Origin of the sequence: Halopenitus sp. H-Gu1 (assembly GCF_041821145.1) — an archaeon.
Taxonomy (GTDB): domain Archaea; phylum Halobacteriota; class Halobacteria; order Halobacteriales; family Haloferacaceae; genus Halopenitus.
In genome coordinates this window covers 263,708-281,501 of the sequence record NZ_JBGUBC010000001.1, presented here as the reverse complement: position 1 = coordinate 281,501, position 17,794 = coordinate 263,708, and the positions used below count along the sequence as shown (strand labels likewise).

21 protein-coding genes and 2 tRNA genes are annotated in these 17,794 nt (G+C 63.3%); 12 read left to right on the top strand and 11 right to left on the bottom strand.

Going from position 1 to position 17,794, the window contains the following annotated elements; genetic code table 11:
• Window positions 1-82: 82 nt before the first annotated feature.
• The gene (locus ACERIT_RS01490) at window positions 83-244 is read right to left on the bottom strand and encodes a preprotein translocase subunit Sec61beta (protein WP_373673021.1); all 162 of its coding nucleotides are present in this window, start codon (window positions 242-244) and stop codon (window positions 83-85) included.
• A gap of 361 nt (window positions 245-605) precedes the next feature.
• On the opposite strand from ACERIT_RS01490, the gene ACERIT_RS01485 reads away from it, so the two are divergent.
• Both ACERIT_RS01485 and ACERIT_RS01480 read left to right on the top strand, forming a co-directional pair.
• Window positions 606-875, top strand: a complete 270-nt coding sequence (locus ACERIT_RS01485; protein WP_373673020.1) for a thioredoxin family protein — start codon at window positions 606-608, stop codon at window positions 873-875.
• A 50-nt stretch (window positions 876-925) separates the two neighbouring features.
• On the top strand, window positions 926-1,075 hold the full coding sequence (locus ACERIT_RS01480; RefSeq protein WP_373673019.1) for a 50S ribosomal protein L40e: 150 nt from the start codon (window positions 926-928) through the stop codon (window positions 1,073-1,075).
• Window positions 1,076-1,235: 160 nt separating this feature from the next.
• On the opposite strand, the gene ACERIT_RS01475 is transcribed toward ACERIT_RS01480, so the two are convergent.
• The 3 genes from ACERIT_RS01475 to ACERIT_RS01465 form a co-directional block, all read right to left on the bottom strand.
• Entirely contained in the window at window positions 1,236-1,859 is a 624-nt protein-coding gene (locus tag ACERIT_RS01475; RefSeq protein ID WP_373673018.1) for an MBL fold metallo-hydrolase, read from the bottom strand.
• A gap of 208 nt (window positions 1,860-2,067) precedes the next feature.
• Window positions 2,068-2,143, bottom strand: a tRNA-Ile gene (locus tag ACERIT_RS01470).
• A 110-nt stretch (window positions 2,144-2,253) separates the two neighbouring features.
• Window positions 2,254-2,356: transfer RNA gene (locus ACERIT_RS01465), tRNA-Asn, on the bottom strand.
• A gap of 187 nt (window positions 2,357-2,543) precedes the next feature.
• On the opposite strand from ACERIT_RS01465, the gene cca reads away from it, so the two are divergent.
• On the top strand, window positions 2,544-3,935 hold the full coding sequence (gene cca / locus ACERIT_RS01460; protein ID WP_373673017.1) for a CCA tRNA nucleotidyltransferase: 1,392 nt from the start codon (window positions 2,544-2,546) through the stop codon (window positions 3,933-3,935).
• 116 nt (window positions 3,936-4,051) lie between these two features.
• Here cca and ACERIT_RS01455 read toward each other — a convergent pair whose 3' ends face one another.
• The 4 genes from ACERIT_RS01455 to ACERIT_RS01440 all read right to left on the bottom strand — a co-directional run bounded on the left by ACERIT_RS01455 (window position 4,052) and on the right by ACERIT_RS01440 (window position 7,609).
• Entirely contained in the window at window positions 4,052-5,056 is a 1,005-nt protein-coding gene (locus tag ACERIT_RS01455) for a histone deacetylase family protein (protein ID WP_373673016.1), read from the bottom strand.
• Window position 5,057: 1 nt separating this feature from the next.
• Window positions 5,058-5,489, bottom strand: a complete 432-nt coding sequence (locus ACERIT_RS01450; RefSeq protein ID WP_373673015.1) for a histone — start codon at window positions 5,487-5,489, stop codon at window positions 5,058-5,060.
• Between the two features lie 123 nt (window positions 5,490-5,612).
• A complete protein-coding gene (locus ACERIT_RS01445) occupies window positions 5,613-7,115 on the bottom strand; it encodes a single-stranded DNA binding protein (protein ID WP_373673014.1) in 1,503 nt (500 codons plus the stop codon).
• A 311-nt stretch (window positions 7,116-7,426) separates the two neighbouring features.
• A complete protein-coding gene (locus ACERIT_RS01440) occupies window positions 7,427-7,609 on the bottom strand; it encodes an HVO_0416 family zinc finger protein (RefSeq protein ID WP_373673013.1) in 183 nt (60 codons plus the stop codon).
• Between the two features lie 122 nt (window positions 7,610-7,731).
• On the opposite strand from ACERIT_RS01440, the gene pyrE reads away from it, so the two are divergent.
• Window positions 7,732-8,298: an orotate phosphoribosyltransferase gene (pyrE, locus tag ACERIT_RS01435; RefSeq protein WP_373673011.1), complete on the top strand. Its 567-nt coding sequence runs from the start codon at window positions 7,732-7,734 to the stop codon at window positions 8,296-8,298.
• Window positions 8,299-8,348: 50 nt separating this feature from the next.
• Here the strand turns inward: pyrE and ACERIT_RS01430 are convergent, their stop codons facing one another.
• Window positions 8,349-9,347, bottom strand: a complete 999-nt coding sequence (locus ACERIT_RS01430) for a radical SAM protein (RefSeq protein ID WP_373673010.1) — start codon at window positions 9,345-9,347, stop codon at window positions 8,349-8,351.
• Window positions 9,348-9,462: 115 nt separating this feature from the next.
• On the opposite strand from ACERIT_RS01430, the gene ACERIT_RS01425 reads away from it, so the two are divergent.
• Complete coding sequence (locus ACERIT_RS01425) at window positions 9,463-10,152, top strand: DUF6517 family protein (protein WP_373673009.1); 690 nt, start codon at window positions 9,463-9,465, stop codon at window positions 10,150-10,152.
• Between the two features lie 119 nt (window positions 10,153-10,271).
• Window positions 10,272-11,393: a DUF373 family protein gene (locus ACERIT_RS01420; RefSeq protein WP_373673008.1), complete on the top strand. Its 1,122-nt coding sequence runs from the start codon at window positions 10,272-10,274 to the stop codon at window positions 11,391-11,393.
• A gap of 39 nt (window positions 11,394-11,432) precedes the next feature.
• Here ACERIT_RS01420 and ACERIT_RS01415 read toward each other — a convergent pair whose 3' ends face one another.
• Window positions 11,433-11,954, bottom strand: a complete 522-nt coding sequence (locus tag ACERIT_RS01415; protein ID WP_373673007.1) for an archaemetzincin family Zn-dependent metalloprotease — start codon at window positions 11,952-11,954, stop codon at window positions 11,433-11,435.
• Window positions 11,955-11,993: 39 nt separating this feature from the next.
• On the opposite strand from ACERIT_RS01415, the gene ACERIT_RS01410 reads away from it, so the two are divergent.
• From ACERIT_RS01410 to ACERIT_RS01395, 4 genes are all read left to right on the top strand, one after another.
• The gene (locus ACERIT_RS01410) at window positions 11,994-12,494 is read left to right on the top strand and encodes a UPF0146 family protein (protein WP_373673006.1); all 501 of its coding nucleotides are present in this window, start codon (window positions 11,994-11,996) and stop codon (window positions 12,492-12,494) included.
• A 98-nt stretch (window positions 12,495-12,592) separates the two neighbouring features.
• Window positions 12,593-13,465 carry a TIGR01548 family HAD-type hydrolase gene (locus ACERIT_RS01405; RefSeq protein WP_373673005.1) on the top strand — a complete coding sequence of 291 codons (873 nt, stop codon included), beginning with the start codon at window positions 12,593-12,595 and terminating at the stop codon, window positions 13,463-13,465.
• Between the two features lie 24 nt (window positions 13,466-13,489).
• The gene (gene npdG, locus ACERIT_RS01400; protein ID WP_373673004.1) at window positions 13,490-14,158 is read left to right on the top strand and encodes an NADPH-dependent F420 reductase; all 669 of its coding nucleotides are present in this window, start codon (window positions 13,490-13,492) and stop codon (window positions 14,156-14,158) included.
• A gap of 145 nt (window positions 14,159-14,303) precedes the next feature.
• Window positions 14,304-14,723, top strand: a complete 420-nt coding sequence (locus tag ACERIT_RS01395) for a hypothetical protein (RefSeq protein WP_373673003.1) — start codon at window positions 14,304-14,306, stop codon at window positions 14,721-14,723.
• 235 nt (window positions 14,724-14,958) lie between these two features.
• On the opposite strand, the gene ACERIT_RS01390 is transcribed toward ACERIT_RS01395, so the two are convergent.
• Entirely contained in the window at window positions 14,959-15,873 is a 915-nt protein-coding gene (locus ACERIT_RS01390; RefSeq protein WP_373673002.1) for an RIO1 family regulatory kinase/ATPase, read from the bottom strand.
• Window positions 15,874-16,038: 165 nt separating this feature from the next.
• On the opposite strand from ACERIT_RS01390, the gene ACERIT_RS01385 reads away from it, so the two are divergent.
• Together ACERIT_RS01385 and ACERIT_RS01380 are read left to right on the top strand one after the other, a co-directional pair.
• Complete coding sequence (locus ACERIT_RS01385; RefSeq protein WP_373673001.1) at window positions 16,039-16,857, top strand: biotin/lipoate A/B protein ligase family protein; 819 nt, start codon at window positions 16,039-16,041, stop codon at window positions 16,855-16,857.
• A 95-nt stretch (window positions 16,858-16,952) separates the two neighbouring features.
• A complete protein-coding gene (locus ACERIT_RS01380) occupies window positions 16,953-17,789 on the top strand; it encodes a deoxyribonuclease IV (protein ID WP_373673000.1) in 837 nt (278 codons plus the stop codon).
• Window positions 17,790-17,794 lie beyond the last annotated feature (5 nt).

The following is a 17,794-nucleotide window of genomic DNA, read 5'->3' as shown; positions in this document are numbered from 1 at the left end:
AGTCGGGAAAAAGTGCGCGTTCCACACGGCGGTTCGGAGCCGTCGTCGATCGGTCAGCAGTCCCGTGAACGCTTCGGCCGCCTCAGACCGTAAGCGAGATGATCTGCACGAAGACGCCGAAAAGAACCGCGAACGCGATGACCGTCTTCGGATCGATCGAGATCGCGTTTCTGTCCTCGGAGTCGAAATACCGAACGAGTCCCGCGCTGGACATCAACCCGCCGGAGTTTTGTCCGCTGCTCATAATTGAACTCGCCGTCCCACTCGCGTAAACGTTTCGGCTGAAAGGCATCGATCCAGGGTTTGGCTGAAAGGAATCCATCTCGGGATCGACTGGAAAGCATCGATACGGACAACGCGGGTCGACCCCGCCGGGATCCGTCGGGAGACATCCGAGCGTCCCTGCTCAGGAGACGCCTCCGCCGCCTCGAACCACTCTGCTTGGACGAGTCGGTTGTTTCACGCTTCGACGATACTCCTTCGTGGATCGGGGACGGTCCGGATCGATGTGGATCGGTGTGGATCAATCACGGCGCCGATCGTGTGGCGACATCGTCCGCGTCGGTAACTCTTATGCGCACGCCGCGACAATCCACAGTAGAGTAATGACCGTTCGACTCCTTGATTTCCACGCCGACTGGTGTGGCCCGTGTAAGACCCAGGACCCGATTCTCGACGAACTGAAGGAGGAATTGGGGGATGCCTTCGAACTGCAGCGGATAGACGTCGACGAGAAACAGGACGTCGCCAATCAGTATCAGGTACGGTCCCTGCCCACGCTGATAGTCGAGTCCGATGAGGGCGTCGTCGATCGATTCGTCGGCGTCACCCAAAAGGATGACTTGGAGGCCGCCATCGAGCAGGCCGGCGCCTGAACGCGCCCTCGTCTCGCAAGCTTTTACAGCACGCCGTGTCTCCTGTGGGTATGGCCAAATTCGACGCTGCCGAGAACCGAACCCTCGAGAAGCTCGTGTGTATGCGCTGTAACGCTCGCAACCCCAAGCGTGCCGATGAGTGCCGCAAGTGCGGGTACAAGAATCTTCGCCCGAAGGCGAAGGAACGTCGAGCGGCGTAATCGCCTCAAGCGCGCGCGAACACGACAGCTTTCACAGCTCGACGCTCGCTCGATCCCGATCCGCGGCCCCGTCGAGATCTGCGACATCCGGAATCGGTGCGTCCGGGTTCTCACCGACATCCCATTCTCGTGAGCGTGGCTGCTGATTCCGTCGCGCTCTTTACTCCGGGTATTTGGGTTCGCCTCGTCGCGCTCGTTCGAGCGCGCGCGCGACGACCTCCCGGACGGTATCCTCGCCCGCCGCTGACCGATAGACGTCCCCGTGGCCCGCGTACATCGCCGAGACGGTCTCCGGGAGTCGATCGAGAAGTTTCTCGAGACTGGCAATGAGTCGCTCGCGTGATTGTCCCGCCATGTCCGTTCGTCCGAACGACCCGTTCTCGAAGGCACCATCGTTGTAGACGACGACGTCGCCGCTGTAGAGTCTCCCCTCGCCGACGAACGAGACGTGATCGGCGGCGTGTCCCGGCGTGTAGACGACCTCGCATCTCTCATCACCGATCCGAATCGTCGATCCGTCCGTCAGTTCCACGTCCCGACGTGGGTGGTCGCCGTAGGCGTACAGCTCGGGGTCGAACGCGTCGAACACCGCTTCGAGTTCGCCCACGTGGTCCGCGTGCTGGTGGGTCAATACCACGCGGTCGATCGTCTCGACGTGTTCGGCGATGACGTCCTCGACGCCCGGCATCGTCCCGACGTCCACGAGCGTCGGCACCTCTCCGGGGACCAGATATGCGTTGCAAGTGAACTCCTCGGCATCGGCCGTGACGCTGATCGGATCCATGCCAGCTGTTCGTGGAGCATCTCCTTATAAGGTCGCCCGTCGAACCCACCGGAACGAACTGTTCGGTGTCGGATAGAATCGTGACCCCGCGAAAAATGGGCCCTGCCGGATTTGAACCTCGTTCGTTCCACTCGCAACCGCTCGCTTCACTCTCCGCTTCAAATCCGTTTCCGTATCTCCGGCTCGCGACATTGCTCGCCGTAGGAAATGGGCCCTGCCGGATTTGAACCAGCGCTCAACTCGTTATGAGCGAGTCGCTTTAAGCCGGACTAAGCTAAGGGCCCGTACGAGGGGATATCGCGGCGCGACCCTTTAGCGTATCGGGTTCGGTCGATTCCTGGACTGGTGCGATCCGAGGGCAGTCGCTTCTCGGTCGAGTCGGAACCGAAGAAGGCGCCGAAGCCAGGACTCGAACCTGGGACCGCCTCGTATCTGCGACGAACGGGTGAGCCGATCGTCCTAACAGCGAGGCGCTCTACCAACTGAGCTACTTCGGCGTGCACTCTATGGTATTCGGCTGCTTTTGATAGGGCTTTCGTTTTCGCCCGACGGCGCCGATATCGGTTCGCACGGCGCGGCCGGCCGACGTCGTCGCGATCGACGACGGATCGGGGGGCTCGTCACAGGTGATCGCCGCCGGTGCCGACCGACATCCTTTCGGGTTGACCGGTTGAACTCATCTCCATGAGCGATCTCGATGCGGTCCGCAAGGAGGTTCTCGACCGCGTCAAACCGGACCCCGAGGAGCGCGCGCGGCTGCAGGAGATCTCCGACCGGCTCGTTGATCGAGTCCACGAGGCCCTCGAGGAGTTGTCCGTGGATCCGGAGATCCAATCTGATGTCGATGTCGTCCGTGTCGGTTCGACCGCCCGCGGTACCTGGCTTGCCGGCGACCGGGACATCGATCTTTTCGTCCGATTTCCACCGGATCTCCCGCGGGCGGACCTCGAACGGTACGGGCTGGCCGTCGGCCACGCAGTGCTGCCGGAGGGCCACGAGGAGTACGCCGAACACCCCTATGTCAAGGGAACCGTCGACGGCTTTGAAGTCGATCTGGTCCCGTGTTACGCCGTCGAGGACGCGACCGCGATCCGATCCGCGGTCGATCGAACCCCGTTCCACGATGCCTACCTCTCGGAGCGGCTCACTCCCGAGTTGACCGATGCGGTCCTGCTCGCCAAGCGGTTTCTCAAGGGGATCGGCGCCTACGGAAGCGATCTCAAGACCCGCGGCTTCTCGGGATATCTCACCGAACTGCTCGTCGTCGAGTTCGGCGGCTTCGAACCGCTCGTGAGGGCCGCAGCCGACTGGCGTCCCCCCGTCACGATCGATCCGGAGTCACACGCCGAGGCCACCTTCGAGGATCCTCTCGTCGTGATCGACCCGACCGATCCGGAGCGGAACGTCGCCGCCGTCTGCTCCGGTGAAAACCTCGCGCGATTCCAACACTATGCGCGCGACCTCCTCGAGACGCCTCGTCTGGAGGTCTTTTTCCCGCCCGACCGTGACCCGCTTGATGCGGACGCGGTCCGCGAACACCTCCGACGCCGGGGGACCACTCCCGTGGCGGTCGTCTTCGATGCACCCTCACTCGTCGCCGACCAGCTATGGCCCCAGTTGCGTAAGTCGCGCACTGGGATCGTTCGCGCACTCGATGATCGCGGATTTCCGGTCCTTCGATCGACGGCGATGATCGAGACGGAATCGGGATCCGGGCCGACTCGGGCGGTGCTGTTCGTGGAGTTGCTCGTCGAGACGCTCCCCGTGATCGCCCGACATCGGGGTCCTCCGGTCGCGGTTCGCGAACACGCCGAGGGGTTTTATGCCGCATACGCCGACGAGGAGCGTCCACCGTACGGTCCGTTTCTCGAGGGCAGCCGATACGTCCTCGAACGTGAACGCGAGGTCACGAGCGCCGCGGAGTTTCTGGCGAGTGACGCACTCTTCGACGTCGGACTCGGAACCCACGTTGCGGACGCACTCGAGGATCGGGAGATTCTCGTCGGAACGGAAACGGCGACCCTCGCTGACGGGTTCGGCGATGACCTCCGCTCGTATTTTGATCCGCGCCCGTGACTCTTTGACCCGGACCCATGACTCTTTGATCCGCGCCCGCGACCCTCTGATTCGCGCCCGTGACTTCCGCCTACACGGGATCGGTCCCAGCAGAACGACGTGCTCTCGCCTCTATCTCACAGATCGAACTGTGATCTGACGTCCTCGACGAGCACCTGCGTCGAGTCGTTAACGTCACCACCGGCGTCGATCGGGGCACGTCCGTCGAACGTCTCGTGGACGGTCTTCACCCCGTCAGAAAGGGTATCCAGGCCGTATCCTCCCTCCAGAACGAATCCGAGATCGGCACCAACACGGTTTGCAATCGAACGAACGCGGTCGGTCAACATGCCGTATCCTTCAGTCGAGACCCGCATCCGTGATATCGGGTCGTGTCGATGGGCGTCGAACCCGGCCGAAACGAAAAGCAGGTCCGGATCGAAGCGCTCACAAAGCGGTGCGAGCGTCTCATCGATCGCATGGCGATACTCCTCATCGCCAGCACCGGCCGAAAGCGGCACGTTCAGGGTGGTTCCGTCCCCGTTTCCGGTTCCCGTCTCCTCGATCTCTCCCGTTCCGGGATACAGTCCTTGCTCGTGAATGGACGCATAGAAGACGTCCTCTCGGTCATAGAAGATGTCCTGGGTGCCGTTGCCGTGGTGGACGTCCCAATCGAAGATCAGGACGCGGTCCGCCCGCCCCTCGTCGATGACTGCCTGTGCGGCGACCGCCGCGTTGTTGAAAAAGCAGAATCCCATCGCGTCGTCCTCGACGGCGTGGTGGCCCGGCGGACGGCCGATCGCGAACGGCGTTCGTCGTCCGTTCGACCCCGAAAGCGCCTCGATCGCCGCCCATCTGGCGAGCCCCGCCGACATGAGGGCGGCATCGAAGGTTCCCTCCGTGGCGACCGTATCGGGATCCCAGTTTCCGCCGCCCTCCGCACAGAACGCCTCGATCTCGTCGACGTAGTCCTCGTCGTGAACGGCCTCGATCGCGGACCGATCCGCGGGTGGCGCCTCCTGATAGATCACCTCGTGTTCTCGCTTGAGCCCCTCCCGGATGGCGCGCAGACGATCGGGGCTCTCCGGGTGCCGATCACCGGTATCGTGTTCCAGACAGACGTCGCTGTATCCGAACTGCATGTCACTCGAAGAGGGCGAAGTACGTCTCGATGTCTTCCGCCTGAATCGTCCGCCGGTCGGCGTGACGGGCGAGCGTCGCTGCCGCGCTCGCGACGTTGTCCGCGTAGTCCTCGAGGACGTCCGCGAGCGCGATCCGGGCGTCCATTCCGACCCGGTAGCCGTCGTCGATCTCAAGCCGTGCGATCCGGTCGACCGGCGCGACGGGCAGGATGAGGTCCTCGCGATTGATGACCTGTTCGACGCCGAAATCCGACGCCATCAACGTTTTTCTCCCGTCCGTCGTCGCACGCTCGGCCGCGGTTTCGGCCAGCGACGCGCCGTGTTCTTGGACCCGGCGCGCAAGCGCCTCGGCCGCGTCGGCGCTCACCCTGAGGTCGCCGGCGTTCCGCCGGATGATCTGGTCGATTGGGGCGAACGGCAACTCGACACTCATACACACACTCGGGGTCGTTCGTGGTATAACGCTTTCCGTTAGCTCTCGATAGGCGCCGTCTCAGACCGCGAGGAGCGATATAGGCGCACCTCTAGTGTCCGTTCGGTGCCTCCGCGATCGACCTCAAAACACCTCGTCAGCGTCGATCCGTCCGTCCCGTTCAGTTCCCCTGACGGTTATCTCCTCGCCGAGACGGAGCTCGGCGTCGGTCTCCACGCTTTTGGTTCGTTGGCCGTCGTCGAGAACGACGGGATTTCCGGCCTGGACGACCGTTCCGGTGAACTCGATGCTTTCTGCGGCCGCAGCGTTTCGTGAAGCGGTCGCTGCGGTCGCACCGTTGCCCGACTCGGTCGCCTCCGTGTCCCCGGTCGTCTCCACGCTCGCGCCCGCGCTCGCTGATGGTTCACCGTCGTTGTCGGCGAACGCTCCGAGCCCCTCGCTTTTGCCCGTGTCCGGCGTCCGATCCGCCGTACTGGTGCGGCCTGCTGTGTCAGATCTATCCGTCGAGGCCGACGGGGACCCGCCGCTCTCGAGGATGCTTATCGTCGATCGCCAGTTCGCCGACGCCTCGAGGTCGTCCTGCCACCCCTCCTGGATCTCCACGTCGGTAAACACGACCTCGTCGGCCAGATCGATATCGATGTCGGCCTTCTCGCCCCACAGTGCGACACGAATCTCGCCCGTCTCGTCTTTGATGCGGACGTTTCGAACCTGCCCTTCCGAGCCGTCGTCGCGGTCGAAGGTTCGAATCGGATCGGTCTCTATCACACCCCCCGCGATGTCGACGGTTCGTCCGATCTCCAGATCCGCGATATCGGTGGTCTCCGGGACGTACTCCACGTCCTCGTCGACGCGCTCGATCGACCCGCGTGAGCCGACGTGGAGTTCGAGGGACCCGTCGCGTTCGCGGACGTAGCCGTCGACGACCTCCACGACTTCGCCGGCCTCAAACTCAGTTGCCAGATCCGCGCGATCGTCCCAAAGCGTCACACGGACGCGTCCGGTCTCGTCGCCGAGCGTGAGGTTTGCCACCCGGCCCTCCGTGCCGTCGTCTCGGTCGAAGGTTCGAACGGCGTCGGCGTCGAGCACCTTGCCGACGAGGGTGACTTCGGAGGTCCCTAACGCGAGATCCTCGACGCGGTAGGTGTCGAGGATCTGCACGTCAACCTCGGCGTCCTCGTCCGTCTCGACCTTGTTTGCGCTGACTTCAAGCCCGTTGTATCCCTCCTTGGGTCGGCCCATCACTCGCAACACGTCGCCGACGTCGAGTTGCTCCTCGGCGGCGATCGCCATCTCATCCCACAGCGCGACGCGAACTGACCCGGATTCGTCGGCGACCTCGACGTTACAGACACGGCCGTCCTCCTCGGTATCGTCGCGATCGAACGTCCTTATCTCGCCGATCGAGGTCACCTTTCCGAGGAACTTCACCTCGTCCATCCCCGGTTCGATATCGGAAATCGTCTCCGCCTCCTCGTCACGCAGTTCGTGTGCGATGAGCATCGCGGCCGTCTCCTCGTCCGCGAGCCCGCCCATCTGCTCGACTTTGTCCTCGACTGCCGCCTCGAACTCCTCGAGTTCGACGTCGGTGTCGAGATCCGTATAGACGTCCTCGATCACTCCCATGGTAGTACCTCACCGAAGGGTGACTTCGCGCATAAGCGTTGTCCTCCGCCCCCCGCTGGATCCTCGACGTACGGGAGATACGGCGCGTTTGGGCGCCAATCTCGACCGAGACGCCGGTTTCGTGATTCGACCGGTTTCGCGTGGGATCTCCCCGTGGCCATCGCTCCCAAATACGATCGGTATCGGATAAAAACCTCCACCCGGATCCGAACAGTGATCCGGGCCCGAAACTCGACTCATCGATCGTCGTGATCGATCGTGGATCGCCTGCGGCTCGCGGATCGGGAGTACCGATCCACGTTTGTGACGGTTCAGGCGGTGGGTGACCAGCCGCAGACGCCACACTCGCTTGCGGACTCGTCGTGGAGACCGCCACATTCGGGGCACTTCTTTTTGTTATACGATCGCTCCCAGCGGACGATCTCGGTTTCGTGGCCGCGATCTTCGAGGAACTCGTCGAACACGCCATCATTCGTGCTGGGTGCGGACGACATACACGGTATGGTATGGCGTACCACTAACTTAGTCCTTTCGTTCGGCCCACCGACGATCCATCCGTTTCTCCCCCTCGCCGTCGTTCCGACCGGTTTATACGCACTGCGACGAGCACACCGATATGGACGATATCGAGGATTCGACCGATGGACGCGACGACACGGCCGACCTCGTCGAGGCGCTACGGGACGCCGATGCCGTTCGATTCGGCGAGTTCGAGCTCTCCCACGGCGGCACGAGCGAGTATTACGTCGACAAATACCTCTTCGAGACCGATCCCGAGTGTCTCCGGCTGATCGCGACGGCCTTTGCCGATCGCCTTTCCGAAACTGACGCGAAGCTTGCCGGCGTCGCGCTCGGTGCGGTCCCGCTCGTGGCCGTTACCGCCGCGGAACTCGATCGCCCCTACGTCATCGCCCGTAAGAAGGCCAAAGAGTACGGAACCGCGAACCGGATCGAGGGGCGACTCGCGGAGGGTGAGGAAGTGATCGTCATCGAGGACATCGCGACGACCGGCCGGTCCGCCGTTGACGCCGTCGAGGCGCTACGGGATGCCGGTGCCGTGGTGAATCGGGTGCTCGTCGTCGTCGACCGAGAAGAAGGCGCCAGTGCACTGCTTGCGGACCACGACGTAACCCTCGAGTCGATCGTGAGCGCGTCGCGGCTGTTGGCGGACGCCGATCGGTAATCGCGACCCACGCTGCCCCGGACGTTTTTCGGGTCTCCACGTCGCTCCGTTCAGGCGACGGGTGTCCGCTCGACGACGGTTCCGTCGGCGGTCGGATATTGTTCGATGATCTCGCCCTCATCGAGTTCGCCGTCTTCGATCATCTCCTCGAGGAGCCACCAGGCGACCTCGACGTGGTTTGACTTCACGGTGTAGAACTCCTCGGGGACGCCGAGCGCCTCGAATCGGTCGGGCTCGGCCGTCGTCTTCCCGTACACGAGGGTGCCATCGTCAGTCACCTCGTCGAACTCCCGACGGATGTTCTTCGCCATTCGCTTCAATCGGTTGCGGTGTTGGGCCGCGTCCTTGAACACGCTCGTACAGAAGTACACCTTCTCGTGGGAAGCCATCTCTTCGAGAATGGCGTCATCCTTCGATCCCTCGACGGCGGACATGTGTCCCTCCTGGAGTTCAAAGCCCTCCTTTTGCATTCGTCGATAGTTGCCGTCGCTCATCTCGAACTCGTTGATGTTACAGAACTCCGCGGTACCCTCATCGAGGAACTCGAGGAACTCGGGTTCCGCGCGGATACCCGGAATCTCGAAGGCCGGGGTCAGCCCCTCCTCGCGGGCGATATGGAGGATGTCCTCCCATTCGGTGCCGTGCATGTCGCCCCACAGTTCGAGGGGTGGGTGAAACCGAATCTCGTCGAGGCCCGCCTCGCTCAGCCGGCGCATGTTTTCGCGGCCGCCGGTGATGCCGGTGTACAGGTGCGTGTGGTGGTCCTCGCCGAATTCGTCTTTGAGTAGCTCCAGATAGCGACAGGTCCGCTCGAGGGCTTCCTGTGGCTCGCCGCCGGTGATGGACGTACCGAGGGCGCTCATCCGCTTGGCCTCGGCGATGACGTCCTCGTCGGACTCGACGAGCCGTTCGTTGGCGTAGACGTCGGTGACGTTCTTGCGGTTCTCGCCGAGGGGACAGTAAAAGCAGTCCCGCTGGTCGCAGTAGCCGTAGACGAACAGGACCATCTTCCCGCCCTTGGCGCACTGTTCACAGCCCTTCGATATCATCTTGTACTGACTACCACTTCCGGCCCCAAAAAGCGTGCGGAGCGCTGTTTTGGCGTGTCAGGGATTCTCGAACCCTCCCACAAGGTATGTACCGCGCCGCCGGGAAGACCTACTGATGAATCACAACGACTCTCCGACCACCGACCACGCGACCTCACGGCGTCGGTTCCTTTTGGCGAGCGGCGCGGTTGGAATGGCCGGACTCGCGGGCTGTACGACCGTCGACGTCCTTCGCGGTGAGGAGGTCGAGTTTGAGGCCGGTACCGCGACCGTCGCCGACGCGGCGCTGGCCGATACTGGCTACCAACTTCGGGGGGTTAGTGCTGAAACACGGACCCAGGAGTTCGAGGTTGCCGGTCGACCGCGTGCGGTACAGGTGACGAACCGGACCGCCGAGTACGATAAGGCGGTCGAACTGCTCGGCGAACGGTACCAGGCGGCGGTGTTCATGGCTCTGGCAACGCCGCGCGTCGAGTTACTGGGCCGGTCGTATAATCCGATTGCCGACAGCGATAGCGAGGATCTCGCCGAGAGGATCACGGCGCGGTACGACGACGTTTCCGACCTTGAGCGTGGCACTGACTACACGACGTCGATCCTCGGGACGGACACGACCGTCGTCGTATACGCCGCACAGGGCGATATCGAGGGGACCGACTTGACGATAGACCTGGAGTTACAGATCGCCGATCCCGTCGAGGCGGGTGACGATTTCGTCGTCTGTCTGGCCGCCTATCCCGAGTCGTTCGGCGACGGGGAGAACGTGCGTCGGATGATGAACGGTGTCGAACACACACCCGAGTGAGCGTCCGGTTCGACCCGACATCGTCCGATTTCATTCCGCTCGACTCTCGTCCGTCCTTCGCTTCTGTCGGGAGCCGGGCGACCGAAAGCATATGCCGAGGCATGGCGTACCTTCGATAGATGCTGCTCGTCCTCTGTGTCGATCTCGACGACGACCTCGGTCGCAAAACCGGCCGCGAAACCCCGGTTATCGGTCGCGACGACGTGACCGCGGCAGCCGTGGACCTCGCGACGGTCGACCCGGAGGACTCCGACGTCAACGTCCTGTTTCAGGGTATCAACGTCTACGAGGAACTCACGGAGACGACCGATCAGAACGTCGAGATCGCCGCAGTCACTGGCGTCGACGGCTCCGACGTCCAGGCTAACCGGAAGGTCGGCGAGGAGATCGACCGCGTGCTCGCCGAACTCTCGGCGCGCGAGGAGGTGCGTGCCGTGATCATCACCGACGGCGCACAGGACGAATCCGTGCTGCCCGTAATCCGATCGCGAATGCCGATCGACGGGGTCAGACGCGTCGTCGTCCGGCAGGCTCAGAACCTCGAATCGATGTACTACACGATAAAACAGGTGCTTGCAGACCCCGAGACCCGGGGGACGATCCTCGTCCCGCTCGGCATTCTGCTTCTCATCTATCCCCTCTTCGTCCTCGCGAATCTCTTCGAGATCGCCGGCGCGATGGTTCTCGGACTCATCTCCGCGCTCCTTGGCCTCTACTCGTTGTTTCGCGGCCTCGGACTGGAGTCGACGATCGACGCCACCGCCGAGCGCGCTCGTAACGTCCTGTATGCGGGCCGTGTGATGCTCATCACTCACGTCGTCGCGCTCGCCCTCCTGGTGATCGGCGGCGTACAGGGTTATGAGACGCTTGAGATCGTCCGTTCTGCCGTCGGAGGCGGCGGCCCGATCACCGTCGGGACCGCGCTTGCCGCCTTCGTCCATGGGTTCGTCCGATGGGCTGCGGTGGCAGGGATCACCTCCAGTCTCGGCCAGATAACGGACGAGTACCTTGCCGGCGAGTTTCGGTGGCGGTACCTCAACGCCCCCTTTTACGTCGTCGCGATCGCCGTCGTGCTGTATGCGCTCTCCGGGTTCTTCCTCCCGCCGATCGCCGGCGTTCGGACCTTCACCCTCGGCGACCTCGCGCTCGCACTCGCGGCCGGGACGCTCCTCGGTGTGTTGAGTACGCTCACCTTCGCCGTCGCGGAGTCCCGCACCGACCGAGCCGTCGATCCCGTCTGATTCGCTCCCGGCTGAACTCGGCCCCGAAACGCTCGTCCGTCAGTGGACGGCCCGCGAACAGGACCCACAGAGGTGTTCTTCCTTGAGATCGACCTCGCGGACGGTCGGTGAAAAGGACATCACGCATTTGCTATTGTCGCAGTGTTCCAATCCGAGGGTGTGGCCGATCTCGTGGACGACCTCCTTGCGGACGCGATCGGCGACGACGTCGGTCTGGGGCTTTGAGGAGATGCCGCCGTCCGAGGACGTCTGGAGGCGATACGTGGAGATGATCGAGCCGTTTCCGTTGAGGTAAGCGAGCCCGAAGACGTAGTTTCGACGGCGATAAAACAGATCCCGTGCGGTGATTCCGATGTTCTTCTCGCCGCTTCCGACCCGGCTTACGACCTCGATGAGGTCCTCCGCGCGATACTGGTCTCGCCCCTCGTCGTAGCCGGTTGCCGGAACCGACTGCTCGTCGTGTACGGCCACTTCACAGTCGTAGACCGACCGGAGCGCACTGGAGGCCTCCCGCTTGACACGGGCGGAGACCTCCCCCACGGGAACGATGTCCACGAGCATGGAAGCCGTTATGCCTCCCTGGTGCATAAATGGCCCGGCGTGACCCGATCCCGTTCGACTGCGATCGCGAACAAGCTCGCCGAACTCGCCGCCCGGGAACCGACCGGTTCGGCCCACGTTGAGCAGTCGCCGCCGACCGTTCAGAAGGCTCCGATCGTTCTCGAGATCGGGATCGGTCGACGTTCGGAGGTGGCGCGTGTGCTCGTGGCGGACGGCCATCGAGTGGTCGCGATCGACGTCGTCGATCGGTCGGTTCCCGACGCGGTCGCCTTCGCCCGCCTCGACGTTCACGATCTCGCGACGTCGCCGTCGCCGCTTCAAGCGCTTCCGATCGCGGCTGACGAGTCGTCGGTCGCAGTCGTCTTCGGCCAAAACCTCCCGGCCGAGCTCCAGCCAGCGACGGCCCGTCTCGCGGAGCGACTCGACGCCGTGGCCGCGTTCACGACTCTGGGGTTCGAGGATCCGTCGCCGTCGCTTCGGGTCGAGCGACGAACGGTCGGTCCGGAGACTCTCTACGTCACCGACGCTCCTTCTCGATAGCCGAACTCATCTCATCGATACTCCAATTCGTGGATACCACGAACGGATCGACGCCCACCAGTCGGAACGGTTTTTCGCGCTGCCGCGTGAGGGAGTGTATGCAGGTCGATGCAGTCGTGCTGGACATCGACGGGGTGCTCGTCGACGTCGCGGATTCCTACCGGCGGGCGATCGTGGAGTCGATCGAACGCGTGTACGGGACGACGATCTCCCGTGAGGACGTCCAGGCGTTCAAGAACGCCGGCGGGTTCAACAACGACTGGGAACTCACCTACGCCGCGGCGCTGTACGTGCTCGCAAGCGCCGAGGGCTTCGAGGCGGGGATCGACGCGTTCACCGATCGGATCGCAACTGCCGGCGGTGGTCTCGACGGCGCGAAAGCGGTCGTGGACGAACTCCCGCCCGATACGCGGGCGACCGTTCTCGATGCGTGGGATCCCGATCGACTCCGGGACGTCTTTCAGGCGCTGTATCTCGGCGCCGACCGCTACCGCGAACTCGAGGGCGGCGAGCCGCCGATCGAGGTCCCCGGATTCATCACTGACGAGCCGGTTCTCATCGAGGGCGACACGATCGAGACCCTCCGGTCTCGCTTCGACGTCGGCGTCCTCACCGGTCGCCCGGCGGCCGAGGCCGATATCGCGCTCGATCGTGTCGGACTCGATCTGCCACCAGCCCACCGGTTCACCATGGACGACTGGGAGGAGGGTAAACCTCACCCGCGGGCGCTTTGTACCCTCGCCGAGCGGTTCGATGCCGACGTGGTCGCGTTCGTCGGCGATACCCTCGACGACATCCGGACGGCTCGCAATGCCGACGACGCGGATCCCGACCGCGTTTACTACGGGATCGGTGTGTTGACCGGGGGTCTCACCGGTGAGTCGGGTCGACAAACGTACACGTCGGTCGGCGCTGATGCCGTCGTGGAGGACGTGAACGCGCTCGTCGATCTGTTGGAACGACGCACATAAGACGCCGCCGCCACCACTGTTGGTATGCGAATCGCGATACTCGGCGGGACCGGAGACATCGGGGAAGGGTTGGCTCTCCGGTGGGCGTTCCACACGAACCACGACGTCATCGTCGGGTCCCGCGATCCCGAACGAGCACGATCGAAGGCCGGGGAGTACGAAACCGAACTCGACAGCCGAGGCGTCGACGCCACGGTGGGTGGCTTCGCGAACGCCATGGCTGCGGACCGCGCCGACGTGATCGTCCTCGCCGTTCCACCCTACCACGTCGCCGACACCGTCGAGGACATCGGCGATCGCCTCGATGACGACGACGTACTCGTCTCGCCGGCTGTCGGGATGCAACGCGATGAGGACGGGTTTCACTACCATCGGCCAGGGGCCGGAAGCGTCACCCGGATCGCCGCGGACGCCGCCCCGGAGGAGGTCTCGGTCGTCGGCGCGTTTCACAACCTCGCTGCCGGCCGATTGGCGAATCTGGATCGGGAACTGGAGATCGACACGCTCGTCCTTGGCGACGATCCCGACGCCAAAGACATCGTCTCCATGCTCGCGGAGGCCATCGAGGGGCTTCGCGCGCTCGATGCCGGGTCGATCGACAACGCCGCCGAAGTCGAATCGATCACGCCGCTTTTGATCAACGTCGCGATGCACAACGAGGGACTTTCCGATCCCGGTATCCGGTTCCAGTGACCTTCCGAGACGCCTGGTTCCGGTGATCCATCGAGACGCCCGGTTCCGGTAACTGGGTGAGACACCAGGTTCCAACTCCCGATCGGGGAACGTTTCGCGAATTTCTCAAGATTTAACAGGTTCGGTGGTGTGCCACCGACCGATCATGACTAGGCCACTCAAAGCATCCGGCTTTCTCGGGCTCGCCGTCATGATGGCCGTAGGACTTCACCAGTCGATCCTCCTGTCGAGCGGCAGTTCCGTTCCGCCGTGGATGATCGGCGGACATGCTCATCTCGGCGTCCTCTCGATCCTCGCCATCGTCATGGGTTTTGCCGTTCCGGCGCTGGGCGTGACGGGAACCCTTCGAACCATCGTGACAGTCCTCTTTATCCTCGGTCAGTGGGGCGTTCCGGGAACCGTCTGGATCGGGGAGGGATTCGGCTTCCAGTTCCTGATGCCGACGACGCTTCTGTGGGGGAGCGCGCTCATCGTCTCGATGCTCATCATGCTGTATCGCACGCTCACCGTCGATACCGACTCCGGTGGTGCCGGTCCGACCGGTGTGGCGCCGGCGGACGATTGATCGACATCCGATCGACCGGCTGATCGACGTCCGGCCGGCTGATCGAGATCGATCGACGTTCGGTCCACTCACCGTCAGGCATCATTCTCACTCGGTCGAACCATGGTCGATCACCTCTCGCTCGTCGAAGCGCACGACCTCCTCCCGCGGCGGCTCCTCGACGTCGATCGTCATCGAGTCGCCCGCGTTCGGGACGAACAGGACCGTTTGACTATTCTCTATCGCGGTATAACGTTTATACGCCGCCGAACTCGCGGATGGTCTCGAAGGAACCGTCCTCGACCGCATCGGCAATCGCCGCTACGTCGATCGAATCCGGTGTCTCCCGTGGATACTTGCGGGCGAAATACTTGGTGAGGTTCCGGAGATCGCGTTCGAGGAACTCCCGGGCGTTCTCGTGGTCCTCTCGGACCGCCTGGGGCCAATCGAAGATCGTGATCCCGCTTTCGGCGATCGCGATGTTGTGTTCGGATATGTCGGCGTGGATCCATCCCGCCTCATGGGCCGTCGTGAGTTCGCGAATCACCAGGTTACACACTCCGAGGACCTGATCGGATTCGAGCTTCGAGCGGGCGAGCTCTACGCCCTCGAATTTGTCCATCACGATCGCGTGGCGATTCTGATCCACTGGTCGTGGGACCGAGACGTCCGGATACAGCGTTTCGAGCGCCTCGTATTCGCGCTCGGCGGCCTTTCGTGCCGTATACAGCCAGGAGACGTGTTGGCGATCGGCGGTATACTCGCGTTCTTTCATCACCTCGCGGAAGTTCGTGTAGCCTTCCCGGTGAAATTTCAGCGCCAATGGCTTGAACGAGCGGGCCTCGTAGACGTCGCTTTCCTTGCCGACGCCCAGTGGCGCGCCGATCCCCTGAAGCGTCTCGCGTTCGGCGAACGTCCGAAGCGCGAGAGCGTCATAGCCCTCGAAGGTCAACTGATACCCCTCGTACTGGATCGTTCGTCGCTCGATCAACTCCTCATCCAGGCACCGATCGAGTCGGTAGTCGACTTCCTCGACGGTGAGATCGGCATAGTCGGGAAGCTTGTCTCGCCGAACCCACTCCGAAAAGCGCATTCCCTGCTCGACGCCCGAGAGTAGATAGAAGTCCTCGGGCTCGAGATCCGCCATCACCCCCGCGATGTTCGTGACCATGCCGAGGCTACTCCGGCGAACCCTAAAAGGGCGATGCGATCCCCGTTGATCGCAAGGATAAATTGCATACTGCGATATAAAATATCCCGATCCGGGTCATCTCCCCGGTTGAATCTCCGTCCCGCCGAACGAAACGACTTTTCGGCGTCGATCCGAACGGGGAGTATGGACGCACCTGACGGCGAGTGGCGTCTGATCCGCGAGGAAGCTCGATCGGGTCCAATGCAGATGGCGCTTGACGAGGTGGCGGCCAACACCGCCGCCGACGGAGGCCCCTGGACCGTCCGTGTCTATCGGTGGGCCCCGAGTTGTCTCACGCTCGGGTATCATCAGGATCCCGAAACGGTCGAGTGGGGACGGTGTCACGAATCGGGGATCGACGTGACACGCAGACGGACCGGTGGCGGCGGCATCTATCACGACTCCGTCGGTGACGTCGCCTATTCGATCGCCGTGCCGGCCGACGCGGTTCCGGGCGATCTCGTTGACTCCTATCAGCTCCTGTGTGAGCCGATACTCGCGTTTTTCTCGCGGATCGGGGTCGATGCCGACTACGCGGAGGAGTCCCGTCCCGCGATCCATCCTCCCGCCTGTTACCTCCGGGCGCTTCATCCCGCCCACGATCTCGTTGCCGGTCCGCCGGACGATCGACGGAAGATCGCCGGCAACGCCCAGCATCGCGACAACGATGCGGTGCTCCAGCATGGATCGCTCACCTACGCCGTCGACGCCGAATCCCACCTCGACGTCTTTTCGGATCCGCCGGTGACCCCCGACCGATTTCGCGAGCGCGTCGTGGGTATGAACGAACTGGTCGATCACGATCGGGAGTCCGTCGTCAAGACGCTGGAGGACACGCTCGCCGAATGGACCGACGCTTCCGAGGGCTCCTGGAGTGACGCGGAACTCTCGAGGGCGCGCGAGCGCGTACGCGATCGATATCAGTCGCGATCGTGGATCCGGCGTCAGCCCGGATCGCGGTAGCGGTCAGGTGGCGTCGTGATTGGTTCGCGCTCGGAGCGCCGATCGGAACCGACGGAGTTCGAAGCGGCTTTGCCCGTCGATATCCAGTCTCCGCCATGAACCCGAACGTCGGAGCCCACGTCTCGATCGCCGGCGGCGTGGACAACGCGATCGACAACCAACTGGAGGTCGGCGGCACCTGCGGGCAGATCTTCACCCACTCACCCCAGGTCTGGCAGGACCCGAACATCGGTACCGAGGAGGCCGAGCTATTCCGGACGGGGACCGCCGACCGTCTCGACGGCCCCTGGGTGATCCACACGTCGTATCTCGTGAATCTCTGTACGCCGAAGGCGGATCTTCGTGAGAAGTCCCGCGAGTCGATGCAACGGGAACTCGAGGCGGCGGCGGCGCTGGACATCCCCTTCGTCAACGTCCATCTCGGCGCACACACCGGCGCTGGCGTCGAAGCCGGGCTGGAGAACGCCGCGTCCCTCCTCGACGAACTCGACGTGCCGGATGGGGTGCAGATCCTCATCGAGTCCGACGCCGGATCGGGAACGAAACTCGGCGGGCAGTTCGAGCACCTCGCGACCGTTCTCGAGTCGGCCGATCAACCCCTCGACGTCTGTCTCGATACCGCCCACACGTTCGCGGCGGGCTATGACCTCTCGACGGCGGCGGCGGTCGACGAGACGATCGCCGAGTTCGACGACGTCGTTGGGCTCGATCATCTCCGATGTATTCACCTCAACGACTCGAAACACGACCACGGAACGAACAAGGACGAACATGCACACATCGGTGAGGGGTACATCGGCGAGGCGGGCATGAAACGGATCGTCACCCATCCCGACCTTCGTGATCTTCCGTTCGTCCTCGAAACGCCGACCGAAGACGGGCGCAGCTACGCGTGGAACATCGATCGCGTTCGCGAGTTCCGTCGGGAGTGACTGCC